At 66.8% G+C, this 16,309-nt stretch carries 17 protein-coding genes and 1 tRNA gene; 5 read left to right on the top strand and 13 right to left on the bottom strand.

Annotated elements, in window-relative coordinates; genetic code table 11:
• Window positions 1–65: 65 nt before the first annotated feature.
• Window positions 66–953 (top strand): LysR substrate-binding domain-containing protein, encoded by an 888-nt coding sequence (locus tag V7S63_RS24085; RefSeq protein ID WP_336532078.1) that lies wholly within the window; start codon window positions 66–68, stop codon window positions 951–953.
• 99 nt (window positions 954–1,052) lie between these two features.
• Here V7S63_RS24085 and V7S63_RS24080 read toward each other — a convergent pair.
• The 3 genes from V7S63_RS24080 to V7S63_RS24070 form a co-directional block, all read right to left on the bottom strand.
• Window positions 1,053–1,127: transfer RNA gene (locus tag V7S63_RS24080), tRNA-Gly, on the bottom strand.
• A gap of 126 nt (window positions 1,128–1,253) precedes the next feature.
• Window positions 1,254–1,556, bottom strand: coding sequence for a hypothetical protein (locus V7S63_RS24075; protein ID WP_336532077.1), 303 nt, complete (start codon window positions 1,554–1,556; stop codon window positions 1,254–1,256).
• A gap of 253 nt (window positions 1,557–1,809) precedes the next feature.
• Entirely contained in the window at window positions 1,810–2,973 is a 1,164-nt protein-coding gene (locus tag V7S63_RS24070) for a 2'-deoxycytidine 5'-triphosphate deaminase (protein WP_336532076.1), read from the bottom strand.
• A 244-nt stretch (window positions 2,974–3,217) separates the two neighbouring features.
• Here V7S63_RS24070 and apaG point away from each other — a divergent pair, with 244 nt between their 5' ends.
• Window positions 3,218–3,610, top strand: coding sequence for a Co2+/Mg2+ efflux protein ApaG (gene apaG, locus V7S63_RS24065; protein ID WP_100960770.1), 393 nt, complete (start codon window positions 3,218–3,220; stop codon window positions 3,608–3,610).
• Window positions 3,607–4,785, top strand: coding sequence for an acetylornithine deacetylase (gene argE / locus V7S63_RS24060; protein WP_336532075.1), 1,179 nt, complete (start codon window positions 3,607–3,609; stop codon window positions 4,783–4,785). The genes apaG and argE overlap by 4 nt, the downstream gene beginning before the upstream one ends.
• 121 nt (window positions 4,786–4,906) lie before the next feature.
• Here the strand turns inward: argE and V7S63_RS24055 are convergent, their stop codons facing one another.
• Genes V7S63_RS24055 through V7S63_RS24045 form a run of 3 tightly spaced genes read right to left on the bottom strand, consistent with a single transcriptional unit; the run spans window position 4,907 to window position 8,048 of the window.
• Window positions 4,907–5,905 carry an Hsp33 family molecular chaperone gene (locus V7S63_RS24055; protein ID WP_100959790.1) on the bottom strand — a complete coding sequence of 333 codons (999 nt, stop codon included), beginning with the start codon at window positions 5,903–5,905 and terminating at the stop codon, window positions 4,907–4,909.
• Window positions 5,905–6,831 (bottom strand): ornithine carbamoyltransferase, encoded by a 927-nt coding sequence (argF, locus tag V7S63_RS24050; RefSeq protein WP_336532074.1) that lies wholly within the window; start codon window positions 6,829–6,831, stop codon window positions 5,905–5,907. Before argF ends, V7S63_RS24055 begins: the two co-directional genes overlap by 1 nt.
• A gap of 5 nt (window positions 6,832–6,836) precedes the next feature.
• Window positions 6,837–8,048 carry an aspartate aminotransferase family protein gene (locus V7S63_RS24045; protein WP_336532073.1) on the bottom strand — a complete coding sequence of 404 codons (1,212 nt, stop codon included), beginning with the start codon at window positions 8,046–8,048 and terminating at the stop codon, window positions 6,837–6,839.
• A gap of 660 nt (window positions 8,049–8,708) precedes the next feature.
• On the opposite strand from V7S63_RS24045, the gene V7S63_RS24040 reads away from it, so the two are divergent.
• A complete protein-coding gene (locus V7S63_RS24040) occupies window positions 8,709–9,257 on the top strand; it encodes a GcrA family cell cycle regulator (protein WP_091835435.1) in 549 nt (182 codons plus the stop codon).
• A gap of 77 nt (window positions 9,258–9,334) precedes the next feature.
• Window positions 9,335–9,655, top strand: coding sequence for a YnfA family protein (locus V7S63_RS24035; RefSeq protein ID WP_336532072.1), 321 nt, complete (start codon window positions 9,335–9,337; stop codon window positions 9,653–9,655).
• A gap of 9 nt (window positions 9,656–9,664) precedes the next feature.
• Here the strand turns inward: V7S63_RS24035 and phoB are convergent, their stop codons facing one another.
• The 7 genes from phoB to V7S63_RS24000 form a co-directional block, all read right to left on the bottom strand.
• Entirely contained in the window at window positions 9,665–10,363 is a 699-nt protein-coding gene (gene phoB, locus V7S63_RS24030; RefSeq protein ID WP_091835441.1) for a phosphate regulon transcriptional regulator PhoB, read from the bottom strand.
• Between the two features lie 28 nt (window positions 10,364–10,391).
• On the bottom strand, window positions 10,392–11,117 hold the full coding sequence (phoU, locus tag V7S63_RS24025) for a phosphate signaling complex protein PhoU (RefSeq protein ID WP_091835444.1): 726 nt from the start codon (window positions 11,115–11,117) through the stop codon (window positions 10,392–10,394).
• A gap of 39 nt (window positions 11,118–11,156) precedes the next feature.
• Complete coding sequence (gene pstB / locus V7S63_RS24020; RefSeq protein ID WP_091835447.1) at window positions 11,157–11,963, bottom strand: phosphate ABC transporter ATP-binding protein PstB; 807 nt, start codon at window positions 11,961–11,963, stop codon at window positions 11,157–11,159.
• Between the two features lie 22 nt (window positions 11,964–11,985).
• Window positions 11,986–12,876: a phosphate ABC transporter permease PstA gene (gene pstA, locus V7S63_RS24015; protein ID WP_091835450.1), complete on the bottom strand. Its 891-nt coding sequence runs from the start codon at window positions 12,874–12,876 to the stop codon at window positions 11,986–11,988.
• 15 nt (window positions 12,877–12,891) lie between these two features.
• A complete protein-coding gene (gene pstC, locus V7S63_RS24010) occupies window positions 12,892–13,863 on the bottom strand; it encodes a phosphate ABC transporter permease subunit PstC (protein ID WP_091835453.1) in 972 nt (323 codons plus the stop codon).
• A gap of 174 nt (window positions 13,864–14,037) precedes the next feature.
• Window positions 14,038–15,063 carry a phosphate ABC transporter substrate-binding protein PstS gene (gene pstS, locus V7S63_RS24005; protein ID WP_091835456.1) on the bottom strand — a complete coding sequence of 342 codons (1,026 nt, stop codon included), beginning with the start codon at window positions 15,061–15,063 and terminating at the stop codon, window positions 14,038–14,040.
• A gap of 108 nt (window positions 15,064–15,171) precedes the next feature.
• Complete coding sequence (locus V7S63_RS24000) at window positions 15,172–16,224, bottom strand: ATP-binding protein (RefSeq protein ID WP_336532071.1); 1,053 nt, start codon at window positions 16,222–16,224, stop codon at window positions 15,172–15,174.
• Window positions 16,225–16,309 lie beyond the last annotated feature (85 nt).

The raw sequence follows: 16,309 nt of genomic DNA, 5'->3' as shown, positions 1-16,309 counted from the left end.
GATGCTCACAGAGCTCCATTCTTATAACAAATTGATTTTTCGATCTGAATGAATAGAAATTCTCTATGCGTTATACTCAGCTCCGGTCCTTCCACAACGTCGCGAATGCCGGTGGCTTCAACGCCGCCGCCGAGGCTTTCAACATCAGCCAGCCGACGCTGACGGCGCAGGTCGGGGCGCTGGAGGAGGAGTTCGGGGTCGAGCTCTTCGTCAAGCGCGGCCGGCGGCGCGAGCTGAGCGAGAGCGGGCGCCAACTGCTTGACATCACCACCCGGCTCTTCGCCGAGGAGGCCGAGGCGCTCGCCTTCCTGACGGAATCGCGCGAGCTCCGCACGGGCCGGCTCTCGATCGGCGCCGTCGGCCCGTTCCACGTCACCGAAATGCTCGCCGCCTTCAACCAGGCCTATCCGGGGATCGAGCTGGCCGTGAAGATCGGCAACTCCGCCGAGGTGCTCGGCGACCTCGAAAGCTATCGCTGCGACGTCGCGGTGCTCGCCTATATCGACGAGGACGACCGGCTGCTGACCATCCCCTATCGCCGCCACCCCGTCGCGGTCTTCGTGCGGCGCGATCATCGCCTGGCAGATCAGCGCAGCATCCGGCTGCCGGAGCTGGCGGGGGAGCCGATGATCGCACGCGAACAGGGCTCGACGACACGGCGTGCCTTCGAGAGTGCGCTCGCCAAGACGGGCACGAAGCCGCGTCTGGTGATGGAGATCGGCAGCCGAGAGGCGATCCGCGAGGCGGTGATCCGCGGGCTCGGCATCAGCTATGTCTCGGAGGCCGAGTTCGTTCCGGACGAGACGCTGCGGCTGATCCCGATCGAGGGCGCCGAGGTCTACACCTATGCGCATGTGGTCGTGCTGAAGCAGCGGCAGACCAGCCGGATCATCAAGGCCTTCCTCGACGTCGTCCAGCGGACCCGCGACGCCTCAGGCATCGTCGATGCGTAGATCGTTGAGGGAACGCGGAACGGCGCAAGCGACGGCTACTTCAGCAGGATCGGCCGCCAACGACGAGCCGCCGCAATCGACTGAGCTTCAAGGAGATTTTGGAGCGGGCGATCGGGATCGAACCGACGACATTCAGCTTGGGAAGCTGACGTTCTACCACTGAACTACGCCCGCGTGCTGTCCGTATAGCCGGGCCGGGCTGCCCGCCGCAAGCCGGTCGATCCAACATTCCGGATATAAACGAAAAAACCGCGCCGGACCCTGTCGCCCGGCGCGGCTTTCGTTCAGACGCCGAGCGTCTCAGTAGCAGCCGTAATAGCCGCAGCCATAATAGCCGTAGCCGTAGTGGCGGCGCGACGAAGCGGCGATGACCGCACCGCCGACCGCGCCGGCGACGACGCCGGCCGCAACCGCGTTGCTCGCCTGGGCGTTGGAGCGGCGGAAGCTCTGGAACACCTCGCTACGGCAGCGCTCGAAGGCGCGGGTGCCGGGGCGGTGGCCGGCATCGAGGCAGACCTGGTCGGACTCGGCCGCCGACTGCTCGACGCTCTGGCAGCCGCCGAGGGCGGCGGCGAGGACGCCGGCGATGATGAGGGCGCGCATGAGAAATCCTTTCCCTGTAGACATTTGGCCACGAAAGCCATGAAGCGGAAGGCGGTCGAAGCCTGCCGCCGGTGACACAAGCATGAACACGCCGCAGGCCAGCGGCCGGCAACGCCATCGGCGCTTGCAGCCATCTGACACGGAATCGCCGTTTTGTCGCCCCGTAGCTCGCCGTCCGGGCAATCTTCCTGCGTGCGTTGCGGATTCGCAGCTAAGGAAAGGTTGAATCGGCCGCGAACGCGTCGCCTGCAGCCTAACTCCGGAAATGCTTGGAAAGTTTCAGCGCCTGGCCCTGGTAATTGGAGGTGCCGATCGCGCCGTAGAGCGCGTCGGGCTCGGCCGCCATCCGCTCGAAGGCGAGGCGCCCGACCACCTGCCCGTCCTCGAGCAGGAAAGGCACCTCGTGGCTCCGGACCTCGAGCACGCCGCGGCTGCCGGGCACGCCTCCGGCACCGACGCCGAAGCCGGGATCGAAGAAGCCGGCATAGTGGACGCGGAACTCGCCCATGGCCGGGTCGATCGGCGCCATCTCGGCGGCAAAGGCCGGCGGGATGTAGATCCGTTCCTTCGAGGCGAGGATGTAGAATTGATGCGGGTCGAGGATGAGCCGTCCCCGCTTGGCCGGGATCGGCGTCCAGAAATCGTCGATCTCGTAGCCGCCGACCCGGTCGACATCGATGACGTCGGTGAAGCGCTGGGCCTGGTAGCCGATGATCTCGCCCTCGGCATCGCCGAGATGGATGCTGAACAGGAGGCCGTTGCGGATCGTCGCGGGGCCGTCGACCAGAGCGGTCTGGCGATGGACTTCGCGCAGCTCGCGGTCGGAGACGCGAAAGCCCTCCGCCTCCTCCTGGCCGGAGCTGCGGCGGCGGAAGCGCAACTGGTTGAGCCGGCTGCCCTTGCGCACCTTGATCGAGAAGCTCGACGGCGAGATCTCGGCGTAGAGCTTGCCGGAATAGCCGCCGGCGACGCTGTCGAAGGCTTCGCTGCGGTCGGCGATCAGGCGAGTGAAGACGTCGAGCCGGCCGGTCGAGCTCTTCGGATTGGCGAAGGCCGAGATCGTCGCCGGCAGATCGTGCAGCGACTCCATCAGCTCGACGACATAGACGCAGTTCTTCTCGAGGATCGCGCCCTCCTCGAGGGAGACCTCGTCCTGGGTCAGGTCGGCGAGCATCTGGGCGACGCTCTTGTTCGGCCCGGGCAGGAAGCTGGCGCGGACGCGATAAGCCTTGTGGCCGAGCCTGAGGTCGAGGCTCGCCGGCTGGTACTGGCTCTCTGCGAAAGCGCCGGAGGTCGAGCGGACCATGCCGCGATGGACGAGCTTGCGGATATCCTGGCGCGGCAGCACGCCGGAAGGGCCGGCGAGCGAAGCCGGCGCGGTCGCGATCTCGGCCAGCATGTCGGGCGATGTCGCCATGGCGCTATCAGACCACCTTGTGAAGCGCGGCGCAAAGCCAGCCTGCCGCGAGATTGATCGTTCTTCCTGCCGCACCGGGGAGCCGCTGGCGAGTCCGGTGCCACGTTTTCCACATGCCGGCATCGCTGCGGATCATCGGGTCTACATCCGGTTGACGGCATTGACGCTGCGCCGTTGCAGGTCATAACAAGACCTTCCCGCCGCCCCGGCGAGAGCCGCGCGCAGACGGCACGGAGCCGCGATGATCTACCAGGCCGAAACCCATGGCGTGCGCGTCACCGCCTCGCCCAAGTTCATGGACTCTGAATCCACGCCGGACCAGAGCCGCTATTTCTGGGCCTATACGATCGAGATCGAGAACCTGTCGCCCCGAACCATGCAGCTGATGGCGCGGCACTGGGTCATCACCGACGGGCGCGGCGAGGTGCACGAGGTCCGCGGCGACGGCGTGATCGGCCAGCAGCCGGTGCTGCAGCCGGGCGAGCGCTTCAGCTATACCTCCGGCTGCCCGCTGATGACGCCCGATGGCAGCATGCGCGGCGTCTATGCCATGCTCGGCGAGGACGGCGCGCGGTTCGATGTCGAGGTGCCGCTGTTTCCGCTCGACTCGCCCTATGTGAAGAAGGTCCTGCATTGACGATCGCCACACCGACCGGGCAGCGCTACCAGCCGCTCGACATGCTCGCCCGCCTCGTCGCCTTCGACACGGTGAGCCACAAATCCAATCTCGACCTGATCGCCTTCGTCGAGGACTACCTCACTGGCTGGGGCGTACCCTCCGTGCGCTTCCCGAACGCGACCGGCGACAAGGCGGCGCTGTTCGCCACGATCGGCCCGCAGGACAAGGGCGGTATCGTGCTCTCCGGCCATACCGATGTCGTGCCGGTCGAGGGTCAGGCCTGGTCGCGCGATCCGTTCACACTGCATGTCGAGAACGGCAAGGCCTATGGCCGCGGCTCGGTCGACATGAAGGGCTTCGTCGCGCTGGCGCTGGCGCTCGTGCCGGACTTTCTCGCCGCCGACTTCAAGACGCCGATCCACCTGTTCTTCTCCTATGACGAAGAGGTGACCTGCCTCGGCGTCGTCGACGGCATCGCCGCGATGGGCAGGAGCCTGCCCAAGCCACGCGCGGTCATCGTCGGCGAGCCGACCTCGCTCGAACTCGCCGACGCGCATAAGGGCATTCGCACCTTCTTCACCGCGATCACCGGCTTCGCCGCGCATTCGTCCAAGCCGCATCTCGGCGCCAGCGCCGTCCATGCCGGCACGCGCCTCGCCGCCGGCCTCGTCGCCATGGCCGATGAGCGCGAAGGCCGGATCGACGAGAGCGGGCGCTTCGATCCGCCCTATGACACCGTCCATATCGGCAAGTTCCATGGCGGGATCGCCCGCAACATCCTGGCCGATCGCTGCGATCTCGCCTGGGAGGTGCGCACGCTGCCGGGCTCAGATCCCGAAGAGGTGCCGGCCCGTTTCGCCAGGCTGTCGGAGGAGGTGCTGGCGCGGATGCGCAGGACCGCGCCGTCGGCTGCGATCGAGACGGTGATGAGCTCGGACGTGCCGGGCCTCGCGCCCGATCCGGGCTCGGAGGCCGAGACGCTGGTGATGCGCCTCGCCGGCCGCAACCGCACCATCGCCGTCGCCTATGCCACCGAGGCCGGGCATTTCCAGCGCGCAGGCCTGCCGACCATCGTGTGCGGCCCCGGCTCGATCGACCAGGCGCACCAGCCGGACGAGTACATCACGCTGGAGCAGTTCGCCGCCGGTGAGGCCTTCATGCGCCGTCTGCTGGCGGAATGCCGGGTGGGGTAAAGCGCCGTCATTCTCGGGCGAAGCGCGGCGCAGACCCGAGAATCTCCTGACGAGAAGGCACTAGACGGAGTCTTCTCCGGCCTGAGATGCTCGGGTCAAGCCCGAGCATGACGCGCCATGTTCACGCCCCCGCCGCGATCTCCGCCTCGACCTCGGCCGGGTCGAACTCGTAGCGGCGCGAGCAGAACTCGCAGGTGACGCCGAGCGTGCCGTCATCGGCGATCATCGCCTTGCGGTCGTCGGCAGAAAAGCCCTTGAGCATGCCGAGCACGCGTTCGCGCGAGCAGCGGCAGGCCTCGTGCACCGCGACGGGCTCGAAGACATGGGCGCCGCGCTCATGGAAGAGCCGGTAGAGCAGGCGCTCGCTCTCCAGCAGCGGATCGAGCAGTTCGTGATGCTCGATCGTCTCGACCAGCGAGCGCGCCTCGGTCCAGGCGTCGTCGCTGACACCGTCATCGTCGCCGGCGGCAAGGATCTCATGGCCTTCGGGCGCATCGCCAGGGTGGAGATCGGCGGCGCGCATGCGTTCGGGCGAGTTCGGCATGAACTGCACGATCAGACCGCCGGCACGCCAGGCGAGGCCGGCGCCGGTCAGGACCGAGCCGACGCCGAGCCGGATGCGGCTGGGAATCTGCTCGGACTGGCGGAAATACTGGTGGCCGGCTTCTTCCAGGCTCTGTCCGTCGAGCGCGACGACGCCCTGATAGCGCGTCGCCTCGCTGCCCTGGTCGACGGTCATGGCGAGGTGGCCCTTGCCAAGCAGATCGCCGGTCGAGATCGCGTTTGCATCGATCGCGGCCGCCAGCTGATCGGCATCGTAGCGAGCCATGGCGCGGTAGCAGTCGGGCGCGTTGAAGTCGACGACCAGCATCGAGACCGGCCCATCGCTCTTGGTCTGCAGCTGGAAGCGGCCTTCGCCCTTGAGCGTGGTACCGAGCATGACGGCGAGCGCCGCGGCCTCGGCGAGGACGCGCGCAACGGGTTCGGGGTAATGATGCCGCGCTAGGATTTGGTCGAGCGAAGGGCCGAGCCTGACGACCCGGCCGCGCACGTCGAGATCGGGTACGGCGAAGGGCAGCACCCGATCGTCGGGTGCGCCCGCGGGCGAGCCTTCCGCCATCAGGCCGCCACTCCGCCGAAGCACCAGGCCAGGATGCCCTTCTGGGCATGCAGCCGGTTCTCGGCCTCGTCGAAGACAGCCGATTGCGGGCCGTCCATGACCTGGTCGGTCACTTCCTCGCCGCGCGAGGCCGGCAGGCAATGCATGAAGATCGCATCCTTCTCGGCGCGGCCGAGCAGGCGCTCATCGACCTGGTAGGGCCGCAGCAGGTTGTGGCGCGTGCCTTCCTGGTCGCCCATCGAGACCCAGCAATCGGTGATGACGCAGTCGGCGCCCTCGACCGCCGCCTCGGGACGATGGGTCAACTGCAGCCTGGCGCCCTGGTCGCGGGCCCAGTCGAGCAGCGCCGGCGGAGGCGCGAGCTCTTCGGGCGTCGCGATGGCGAGCTCGAAATCGAGCCGGCCGGCGGCATGGACCCAGGAGGTCAGGACGTTGTTGGTGTCACCGGTCCAGGCGATGCGCTTGCCCTTGATCGAGCCTTTGCGCTCCTCGAAGGTCATGACATCGGCCATGACCTGGCAGGGATGCTGGCGCTTGGTCAGGCCGTTGATCACCGGCACGGTGGCGTATTGCGCCATCTCGACCACGGCGTCGTGGTCGAGCATGCGGATCATGATCGCATCGACATAGCGCGAGAGCACGCGGGCGGTGTCGGCGATGGTCTCGCGCTCGCCGAGCTCGATCTCCTGGCCGGTCACCATCATCGGCGAGCCCCCGAGCTCGCGGATGCCGACGTCGAAGGAGACGCGGGTCCGCAGCGATGGCTGCTCGAAGATCATGGCGATGACCTTGCCTTCGAGCAGGCGGTCGGCAGCGGCCGCGGGCGTGCGCCGGCGGGCCTTGATGTCCTCGCCGGCCTTGAGGATGGAGCGGAGCTCTCCGGCCGAGAAATCCGAGAGATCGAGAAAGTGACGCGTCGCAGACATCATGCTCACTCCGCTGCCGGCCGGGCGAGCTCCGCCTCGACCGCGCCAGCCGCCTTGTCCAGCCGCGCCACCGCCTCGGCCACCTCGCTCTCGCCGATGATCAGCGGCGGCAGCAGGCGCACGACATTGTCGCCGGCCGCGACCACGAGCAGGCCGGCGGCCCGCGCCTGCGCGACGAAATCGGTGTTCGGGGTCTTGAGCTTGAGGCCGAGCATCAGCCCCTCGCCGCGGATCTCCTCGATCACCTGGGGATGCTGATCCTTGAGCTGGGCCAGCGACTGGCGCAGGCGCAAGGCCGTCTTCTGGACATGGTCGAGGAAGCCCGGCGCCAGGATGACGTCGAGCACGGCGTTGCCGACCGCCATGGCGAGCGGATTGCCGCCGAAGGTGGTGCCGTGGGTGCCGAGCGTCATGCCGGAGGCGGCCTCTTCGGTGGCGAGGCAGGCACCCATCGGGAAGCCACCGCCGATGCCCTTGGCGATCGACATGATGTCGGGAGCGACACCGGAATGCTCATAGGCGAAGAACTTGCCGGTGCGGCCGACGCCCGTCTGGATCTCGTCGAAGATCAGCATCAGCCCGTGCTCGTCACAGAGCTCGCGCAGCTGCTTGAGGACACGCATCGGCACCGAGCGCAGGCCACCTTCGCCCTGGATCGGCTCGATCATAAGCGCGGCGGTCTCCGGGCCGATCGCGGCCTTCAGCGCCGCCTCGTCGTCGAACGGCACCTGATCGAAGCCATCGACCTTCGGGCCGAAGCCGTCGATGTATTTCTGCTGGCCGCCGGCGGCAATGGTCGCGAGCGTGCGGCCATGGAAGGCGCCCTCGAAGGTGACGACCCGGAAGCGCTCCGGATGGCCTTTCGCGGCGTGGTACTTGCGCGCCATCTTGATGGCGCACTCGTTCGCCTCGGCGCCCGAATTGGTGAAGAAGACGCGTTCGGCGAAGGTCGCCTCGCAGAGCCGGCGGGCGAGCTTCTCGCCCTCGGGCATGGTGTAGAGATTGGACGTGTGCCAGATCCGCTGCGCCTGGGCGGTCAGCGCCTCGACCAGATGCGGATGGGCGTGCCCCAGCGAATTGACGGCGATGCCGGCGCCGAAATCGAGATAGCGGGTGCCGTCGGCGGTGATCGCCCAGGCGCCCTCGCCACGCTCGAGCGCGATCGGGGCCCGGGCATAGGTCGGCAGGAGAACGGAAGAAGCGGAAGCGGTGCTCATGGAGCAAAATCCTTGCGGCGAGACGGGAAAATAGCGCGGAATCTCAGGCCGGGAACGGCAGGATGGGACGCAAGGCGGCATGATGCCGGCACGATGCGACCCGCCGGCGACATTATCGTCGCTGGCCGCTCCCGCCGTCTCGTCGCGCGTCAAGCCGCATCAAAGGAAAATCCCGATCGCTCAAAAACATAAGCGCCGCCCTTGGGGGCGGCTGCGTCGCACGACTATGCAAAACCGGCCCGGCCCTGTCAATTCCGGCTGACTTGGAGCCCGTCCCCAACGGCTTCTCCCGCAAGCCGTTGGGGCAAAACGGTCTCCATTCCAAAAGTGGGAGACGGATTCACCGATCAGGGTATGCCACCCTGATCGGATCCGGCTCTCGCGGCAGCGTTGCCGAATAGACTCACTGTCCGGCCGTCTGCGGCGATTGGCTGGGGAAAAGCCGAATTACGATTCGGCGACTCTTGTGGCCGAGTCAGGCCATCTTGTATGGTCCTCTTCGTCAGATACGACATCTCGTGCGGCGTCTCCTGTATCGTCAGTTCCGGGCGTAACGGCTTCCGTTTTGTGACGGACGCTGCCGGTATCGGATTCCGCCATGATCTCTCCCTATGCCTCGCCGGCCCGCTGGCGAAGCATGACGAAGACAGGTGCAACCCCATGACCGAAGCCGGAGCCTGGACCGACGAACGCGTCGAACTGCTCAAGAAGCTCTGGAATGACGGCCTGAGCGCGAGCCAGATCGCCGCCGAGCTCGGCAGCGTCACGCGGAACGCCGTCATCGGGAAGGTTCACCGTCTCGGCCTGTCCGGCCGGGCCAAGAGCCCCGGTTCGGCCACGCCGCGCCCGCGCAAGCCGGCGGCCCGCCCGCCGAGCCATCCCGCCGGCCATCAGAACGGTGGCGCCGGGCTGACCCGCGGCAACACCGCGCTGGCACCGCAGTTCGCACCCGAAATCGCGACCGAAGCACAGGTCGAGCGCGCTCCGGCGCCGGCCGAGGACGTGGTCGTGCCGTTCTCCGAGCGGGTCACGATCATGGATCTGCGCGAGTATATGTGCCGCTGGCCGATGGGCGACCCGACCACGCCGGAGTTCCGCTTCTGCGGCGGCCGCAGCGCGACCGGCATGCCCTATTGCGCCTATCATGCCCGGATCGCCTACCAGCCGGCGGCCGACCGGCGCCGCGAGCGCAAGCCCGTCCGCGCCTGAGGCGGCGTAACCATCCAAAATCGGAAAAGCCGGCCCTCGTGGCCGGCTTTTTCATGGGCGAACCACGGGAGAGCGCCATGGCGACCTTCGCGACCTATGCCGCCGCGGCGCTGGCGGAGATCGCCGGCTGCTTCGCCTTCTGGGCCTGGCTCAAGCTCGGCAAGCCGGTCTGGTTGCTGCTGCCGGGCCTGGTATCGCTCGCGGCTTTCGCCTGGTTGCTGGCCCTGCTCGACAGTCCAGCCGCCGGGCGCACCTTCGCCGCCTATGGCGGCGTCTATATCGTGGCGTCGCTGGCCTGGATGGCGCTGGTCGAGAAGGTGCTACCAGATCGCTACGACCTGGCAGGCGCCGCGCTCTGCCTTGCCGGCGCAGCGGTGATCATCGCCGCGCCGCGCTGACAAAAGCGCTCAACTGCGGGCAAACGTCTCGTCGAAGGCGTAGCCGGCGCCGCGCACCGTGCGCAGCGGGTCCTTGGCATTGGCCGGCGTGATCGCCTTGCGCAGGCGCCCGACATGAACGTCGACGGTGCGTTCGTCGATATAGACGTCGCGACCCCAGACGGCGTCGAGCAGTTGCGCCCGGGAATAGACCCGGCCCGGGGCCTGCATCAGGAATTCGAGCAGGCGGAACTCGGTCGGGCCGAGATGCAATTCGGCGCCGGCGCGGCGGACGCGCCGGGTGGTGCGGTCGAGCTCGAGATCGCCGGCAGCGAGCAGACCGGCGACATGGCCGGGCTTGGCGCGGCGCAGCAGCGCCTGGATGCGGGCGATCAGTTCGGGCAGCGAGAACGGCTTGACGACATAGTCGTCGGCGCCGGTGGCAAGGCCGCGGACCCGCTCTGTCTCCTCGCCGCGGGCGGTCAGCATGATGATCGGCACGCGCTCGGTGTCGCGCCGGGTACGCAGGCGCCGGCAGAGCTCGATGCCGGAGAGGCCGGGCAGCATCCAGTCGAGCAGGACGAGGTCGGGCGTATGGTCGCGCAGGTGCAGTTCGGCGTCGTCGCCGCGCGCCACGCTGTCGACCTCGAAGCCCTCGGCCTCGAGATTGTAGCGCAGCAGCAAGGTGAGCGGCTCCTCGTCCTCGACGATCAGGATGCGTGCGGGCATGTCAGCGTCCGTTCAAGCGCCCGCCGGTTCAGCCATTGGCCGCCGGCAGGTCGACGAGGATGTTGGTGGTGTCGAGCTTCGGCCGGGTCTCGTCGATCGACTGGCCGGTGACGAGATAGTGGATGGTCTCGGCGATGTTGGTGGTATGGTCGCCGATGCGCTCGACGTTCTTGGCGCAGAACAGCAGATGCGTGCAGAAGGTGATGTTGCGCGGGTCCTCCATCATATAGGTCAGGAGCTCGCGGAACAGCGAGGTGTAGAGCGCGTCGATCTCGTCGTCGCGGCGCCAGACATCCATCGCCTTCTGCTCGTTGCTGGCGGCATAGGCGTCGAGCACGTCCTTGAGCTGGGCCTGGACCAGGCGGCTCATATGCTCGAGGCCGACGACGGCGCGATGCGGCGGCGAGAACTGGCCGGAGATCGCGACGGCGCGCTTGGCGATGTTCTTGGCGAGGTCGCCGACGCGCTCGATGTCGGCGGCGATGCGGATTGCCGAGATCAGCTCGCGCAGGTCGTTCGCCAGCGGCTGGCGGCGAGCGATGGTCAGCACCGCCTTTTCCTCGACCTCGCGCTGGAGATTGTCGAGGCGCTGGTCGGCGCTGATGATTTTCTGGGCGAGCGCGGTGTCGCGGCGCACCAGAGCCACGGTGGAGTCGCCGAGCATGCGCTCGGACATGCCGCCCATCTCGGCGAGGCTGCGGCGCAGGCCCTCGAGATCGGCATCGTAGGAGCGGACGATATGTTGATCCGACATCGGGCGTATCCTTCGAGTCTGGCCGGCGCTTTCAGAACGTCAGCCGAAGCGGCCGGTGACGTAGTCCTGCGTCTGCTTCTTGTGCGGGTTCATGAAGATCGTGTTGGTCGCGTCGAACTCGATCACCTCGCCCAGATACATGAAGGCGGTATACTGCGAGATGCGCGCCGCCTGCTGCATGTTGTGGGTGACGATGACGATGGTGAAGTCGGTCTTGAGCTGCTCGAGCAGGTCCTCGATCTTGCCGGTCGAGATCGGGTCGAGCGCCGAGGTCGGCTCGTCGAACAGGATGACCTCGGGCTTCTGGGCGATGGTGCGGGCGATGCAGAGGCGCTGCTGCTGGCCGCCCGAAAGGCCCATGCCGGAGCTCTTCAGCTTGTCCTTGACCTCGTCCCAAAGCGCGGCGCGGCGCAAGGCGCCCTCGACACGGTCATCGAGCTCCGACTTCGGCGGCTTCTCGTAGAGACGGATGCCAAAGGCGACATTGTCGTAGATCGACATCGGGAACGGCGTCGGCTTCTGGAAGACCATGCCGATGCGCGAGCGCAATTCGTTCACGTCGATGTCGTTCGAGATGATGTTGCGGCCGTCGAGCAGGATCTCGCCGGTCGCCTTCTGCTCGGGATAGAGCGAGTAGATCCGGTTGAAGATGCGCAGCAGGGTCGACTTGCCGCAGCCCGAGGGGCCGATCAGCGCCGTGACGTGCCGGTCGCGGAAGTCGAGGTTGATGTTCTTCAGCGCCTTGTGCTCGCCGTAGTAGAAATCGAGGTTCTTCACGGCGATGCGGACGGGCGCTTCGGCATCCAGCGTCTGCGGGCTCAGTTCGAGGGTCGAAAGCATCTGCATGGTCCTTCCGATCGGACGCTATTCACTTGCCGCCGCGCACGATGCGCCGGGCGATGAGGGAAAGCACGAGGATTGAGACGGTGATGATCAGCGATCCCGCCCAAGCGAGCTGCTGCCAGTTCTCGTAAGGGGCCGACGCGAACTGGTAGATCGTCACCGGCAGGTTGGAGACGCCGCCGAGCAGCGTCGGCGAGAACCAGAAGCTGTTGTTGAGCGCGGTGAAGATCAGCGGCGCGGTCTCGCCGGCGATACGGGCGAGGGCCAGGAGGATGCCGGTGACCATGCCGGACTTGGCGGCACGCCAGGTGATCGAGGTGATCACGACCGAGGGCGGCGCGCCAAGCGCCGAGCCGGCCTCGCGCAACGGGCCGGGCACCAGGCGCAGCATGTCCTCGGTGGTGCGCACGATCACCGGGATCGCGATGATGCCGAGCGCGACGCCGCCGGCCCAGCCGGAATAGCCCCCGAGCGGCTCGACCAGGATGACGTAGACGAACAGGCCGATCAGGATCGACGGCGCCGAGAGCAGGATGTCGTTGATGAAGCGGATCAGGTCGGCGAGCTTCGAGCCTTTGCCGTATTCGGCCAGATAGGTGCCGGCGAGCACGCCGATCGGCGTCGCCACTGCGATGCCGAGGAAGGTCAGCACCAGCGAGCCGACGATGGCGTTGGCGAGGCCGCCGCCCTCTGAACCCGGGCCTGGCATGGTCTCGGTGAAGGTCGCGGCGGAGAGCCCGCCAAGGCCCTTCACGACCAGCATGCCGAGGATCCAGAACAGCACCGAGATCGCAAGCAATGTGAAGCCTGTCGCGATGATCTTCATCGCGCGGTCGGCGACCCGGCGCGACTGGCGTACCCGGCCCCAGGTTGCAGGGGGCAGCGCGCGAGCGGTTGAGGGCGTGGCGAGGCTCATGGTCTTTCCGTTCGCTCAGAAGGATTTGACCCGCGCGACCAGGATGCGCGCGATCACCAGGACGACGAAGGTAACGAAGAACAGGATGCAGCCGAGCGCGATCAGCGCATTGAGCTGCAGGCCAATCGCCTCGTTGAACTCGTTGGCGATACGCGAGGCGATGGTCGAGCCGGGATCCATGATCGAGGCCGAGAGCCGGTTGGCGTTGCCGACGACGAAGGTAACCGCCATGGTCTCGCCGAGCGCGCGGCCGAGGCCAAGCATGATCGCGCCGATGATCGAGACACCGGCCTGCGGGACGAGAACATGCCGCACCACCTCCCAGGTCGTGGCGCCGATGCCATAGGCGCTCTCGCGCAGAACCGAGGGGATCTGGTCGAGCATGTCGCGCACGATCGAGGCGATGAATGGGATGATCATGAACGCCAGGATGATGCCCGCCGACAGGATACCGAGGCCCGACGGGGAGGCGGCGTAGAGGATCGTGCCGACGATCGGCATGCCCTCGACGATGCGTGAGACCGGCTGCTGCACATAGGCCGCGAACAGCGGCACGAAGACGAACAGGCCCCACATGCCATAGATGATCGATGGCACGGCGGCGAGCAGCTCGATCGCGGTCGAGACCGGCCGCTTGAACCAGGGCGGAGCGAGCTGCGTCAGGAAGACTGCGATGCCAAGCGACAAGGGGACGCCGATCAGCAGTGCGAGAAAGGCTGTCGAGAGCGTACCGACAATGGCTGGCCAGGCGCCGTACTGATCGTTCTGCGTGTCCCAGACGCTGGAGGTGATGAAGCCCAGGCCCATCTCGCGAAAGGCCGGCCAGCCGCCGATGATCATCGAAAGCATGATGCCGGCGAGCAGCACAAGCACGAACAAGGCCGACAGGAGGCTGGCGTTGCGGAAGACGATATCGAAGGTGCCCTTCGGAGTCTTGCGCTGAGCGCCAGCGGCCGGAAGGCTCATAGGATCTGTCACGGCTGTCATCCGTGGAACTCCGGTCTAAGCCAGCAATCGCAGGCAACAAGATTAAGAACGATCGTTTCTCTGGATCGAACCTTCATCCCGAGCAGCGGACAATGAGCACCGCTGCTCGGGATGAAGGTCGAGTGAGAGGCGAAGCGGGGGATGCTCCCCGCTTCGCCATGTCGTTGTAATCGCTCAGAAGACCGGCTTGCTGGAGGCGTCGGTGATACCCTTCCAGCTGGCGCGGATCTGGTCCTTCACGTTCGCGGGCATCGGCACGTATTCGAGATCGACCGCGAGCTTGTCGCCGTTCTTGTAGGCCCAGTCGAAGAAGGCCAGCGCAGCCTTGGACTGCTCGGGCTTCTCGGCCTTCTTGTGCATCAGGATGAAGGTCGCCGAGGTGATCGGCCACGCCTTCTCGCCGGGCTGGTTGTTGATGATGATGCCGAAACCGGGCGCTTCATTCCAGTTGGCGTTGGCCGCCGCGGCCTGGAAGGACTCGGTCTCCGGCACCGGGAACTTGCCGTCACGGTTCTGGACGAGGCCGTAGGCGAGCTTGTTCTGCTTGGCGTAAGCGTATTCGACATAGCCGATCGAGTTGGCGATCTGCTTGACCGAGGCCGAGACGCCCTCATTGCCCTTGCCGCCGATGCCGACCGGGAACTGCACCGAGGTGTTGGCGCCAATCTTCGACTTCCACTCAGGCGAGACGCGCGAGAGATAATCGGTCCAGACGAAGGTCGTGCCCGAACCGTCGGAACGATAGACCACGGTAATGTTGGCGTCGGGCAGCTTCACATCCGGGTTCAGGGCGGTGAGCTTGGGGTCGTTCCACTTCTTGATGTTGCCCTGGTAGATGTCCGACAGGATCGGACCCGAGAACTTGATCTGGCGAGCCTCGACGCCGGCGATGTTGATCGCCGGGACGAGCGCACCCATCACGGCCGGGAACTGCAGCAGGCCGTCCTTGTCCAGGTCCTCGCCCTTCAGCGGCATGTCGGAGGCGCCGAAATCGACGGTCTTCGACTTGATCTGGCGGATGCCGCCGCCCGAGCCGATCGACTGGTAATTCAGACCGATGCCGGTATCCTTCTTATAAGCTTCGGCCCATTTGGCGTAGATCGGGAAGGGGAAGGTCGCGCCGGCGCCGGTGATGTCGGCAGCCTGGGCAGCGCCCGTCAGGCCGATGGCGGCGGCTGTGAGAATGAGAAGTTTGCGCATCAGATGTCCTCTCTGGATCGCAAGTGCAGCGGCCCTGCTAGAACACCGGCTATATGACAGCCACATGACACACAGTCATGAACGCGCGCTTGCCGCCGTCACAAATCGTTAACGGGTCGGGTCCAGCAGGCGCGGCAGGATCGCCCGGAAGGTCGCGCCCTGGCCGACCACACTCTCGATCGTCAGGCGGCCGCGATGGCGCAGGACGATGTGCTTGACGATGGCGAGGCCGAGGCCGGTGCCCCCGGCCTCGCGGCTCGCGGCGGTGTCGACCCGGTAGAAGCGCTCGGTCAGGCGCGGCAGGTGCTCCGGGGCGATGCCGGGACCGTCATCGCGCACGCTGAGGCTGGCCTCCTCGCCGGATATCGCGACGGTGATGCCGACCTCGCCGCCGCGCTGGCCGTACTTGATCGCGTTCTCGACCAGGTTCTCCATCAGCCGCAGCAATTCGTCGCGGTCGCCGGCGACGGTGACGGGCTGCTGCGGCGCGTCGAGCTTCAGCGTCACCTCGCGCTCGCGCGCCATCAGGACAAGGGAGTCGAGAATTTCGCGGGCAATGCTGGCGAGATCGACCGGCGTCTCCGGCGCGAGATGGGCGCGCAGTTCGATGCGCGACAGCGAGAGCAGGTCGTCGACGAGACGCGCCATGCGCAGGCCCTGCTCGCGCATGATCGTCAGGAAGCGGTCGCGGGCGGCGGCATCGTTGCGGGCCGGGCCCTGCAAGGTCTCGACGAAGCCGAGCACGGACGCGAGCGGCGTGCGCAGCTCGTGGCTGGCATTGGCGACGAAATCGACGCGCATGCGCTCGGTCATGCGCTGCTCGCTGAGATCCTCGAAGGTGAGGAGCACGGCGCGGCGCCAGCCGCTGCCGGCGAGCGCGGCGATATGGATGCGGAAGGTGCGCTCGACCGGCACGCGCTCGATCAGCTCGACGGCGCGGCGGCCGCCATGGCGTGAGACCTGCTCGATCGCGTCGATCAGATCGGGATCACGCATCACGAGGGCGAGCGGCTTGCCCTTGGCGAGCGCCGTGACCAGCGCCGGAGCCGTCGGGCTCAGCGCCTGGATCACACCCTGCGGGTCGAGCAATACGGCGGGAACGCCGATGGCCTCGATCAGCGCCGCCGTGACAGGCGCCTTCGGGTCGACCAAAGCGTGCATGCGGTTCCTGCCTTCCGATGCGTGGCCTGCGGCGAGGCGTCATAGGCCGGAGCAGTGGTGCAGCGCAATTCCCCCGCGCGAAACC

It is taken from the genome of Allobosea sp. CCNWLY174, assembly GCF_037120455.1.
GTDB lineage: Bacteria > Pseudomonadota > Alphaproteobacteria > Rhizobiales > Beijerinckiaceae > Allobosea > Allobosea lupini.
Note: the sequence above shows the minus strand (reverse complement) of the source record. Positions and strands in the feature narration are given on the sequence as shown.

What these genes read in the sequence shown, in the direction of transcription:
- V7S63_RS24040 (WP_091835435.1), top strand. Translation starts at nt 8,709, where the DNA reads ATGACCGAAGCCGGAGCCTGGACCGACGAACGCGTCGAACTGCTCAAG.
- pstC (WP_091835453.1), bottom strand. Translation starts at nt 13,863, where the DNA reads ATGACAGCCGTGACAGATCCTATGAGCCTTCCGGCCGCTGGCGCTCAG.
- V7S63_RS24070 (WP_336532076.1), bottom strand. Translation starts at nt 2,973, where the DNA reads ATGGCGACATCGCCCGACATGCTGGCCGAGATCGCGACCGCGCCGGCT.
- pstB (WP_091835447.1), bottom strand. Translation starts at nt 11,963, where the DNA reads ATGCAGATGCTTTCGACCCTCGAACTGAGCCCGCAGACGCTGGATGCC.
- V7S63_RS24000 (WP_336532071.1), bottom strand. Translation starts at nt 16,224, where the DNA reads ATGCACGCTTTGGTCGACCCGAAGGCGCCTGTCACGGCGGCGCTGATC.
- V7S63_RS24035 (WP_336532072.1), top strand. Translation starts at nt 9,335, where the DNA reads ATGGCGACCTTCGCGACCTATGCCGCCGCGGCGCTGGCGGAGATCGCC.
- V7S63_RS24085 (WP_336532078.1), top strand. Translation starts at nt 66, where the DNA reads ATGCGTTATACTCAGCTCCGGTCCTTCCACAACGTCGCGAATGCCGGT.
- phoB (WP_091835441.1), bottom strand. Translation starts at nt 10,363, where the DNA reads ATGCCCGCACGCATCCTGATCGTCGAGGACGAGGAGCCGCTCACCTTG.
- V7S63_RS24075 (WP_336532077.1), bottom strand. Translation starts at nt 1,556, where the DNA reads ATGCGCGCCCTCATCATCGCCGGCGTCCTCGCCGCCGCCCTCGGCGGC.
- V7S63_RS24045 (WP_336532073.1), bottom strand. Translation starts at nt 8,048, where the DNA reads ATGAGCACCGCTTCCGCTTCTTCCGTTCTCCTGCCGACCTATGCCCGG.
- pstA (WP_091835450.1), bottom strand. Translation starts at nt 12,876, where the DNA reads ATGAGCCTCGCCACGCCCTCAACCGCTCGCGCGCTGCCCCCTGCAACC.
- argF (WP_336532074.1), bottom strand. Translation starts at nt 6,831, where the DNA reads ATGTCTGCGACGCGTCACTTTCTCGATCTCTCGGATTTCTCGGCCGGA.
- V7S63_RS24055 (WP_100959790.1), bottom strand. Translation starts at nt 5,905, where the DNA reads ATGGCGGAAGGCTCGCCCGCGGGCGCACCCGACGATCGGGTGCTGCCC.
- phoU (WP_091835444.1), bottom strand. Translation starts at nt 11,117, where the DNA reads ATGTCGGATCAACATATCGTCCGCTCCTACGATGCCGATCTCGAGGGC.
- pstS (WP_091835456.1), bottom strand. Translation starts at nt 15,063, where the DNA reads ATGCGCAAACTTCTCATTCTCACAGCCGCCGCCATCGGCCTGACGGGC.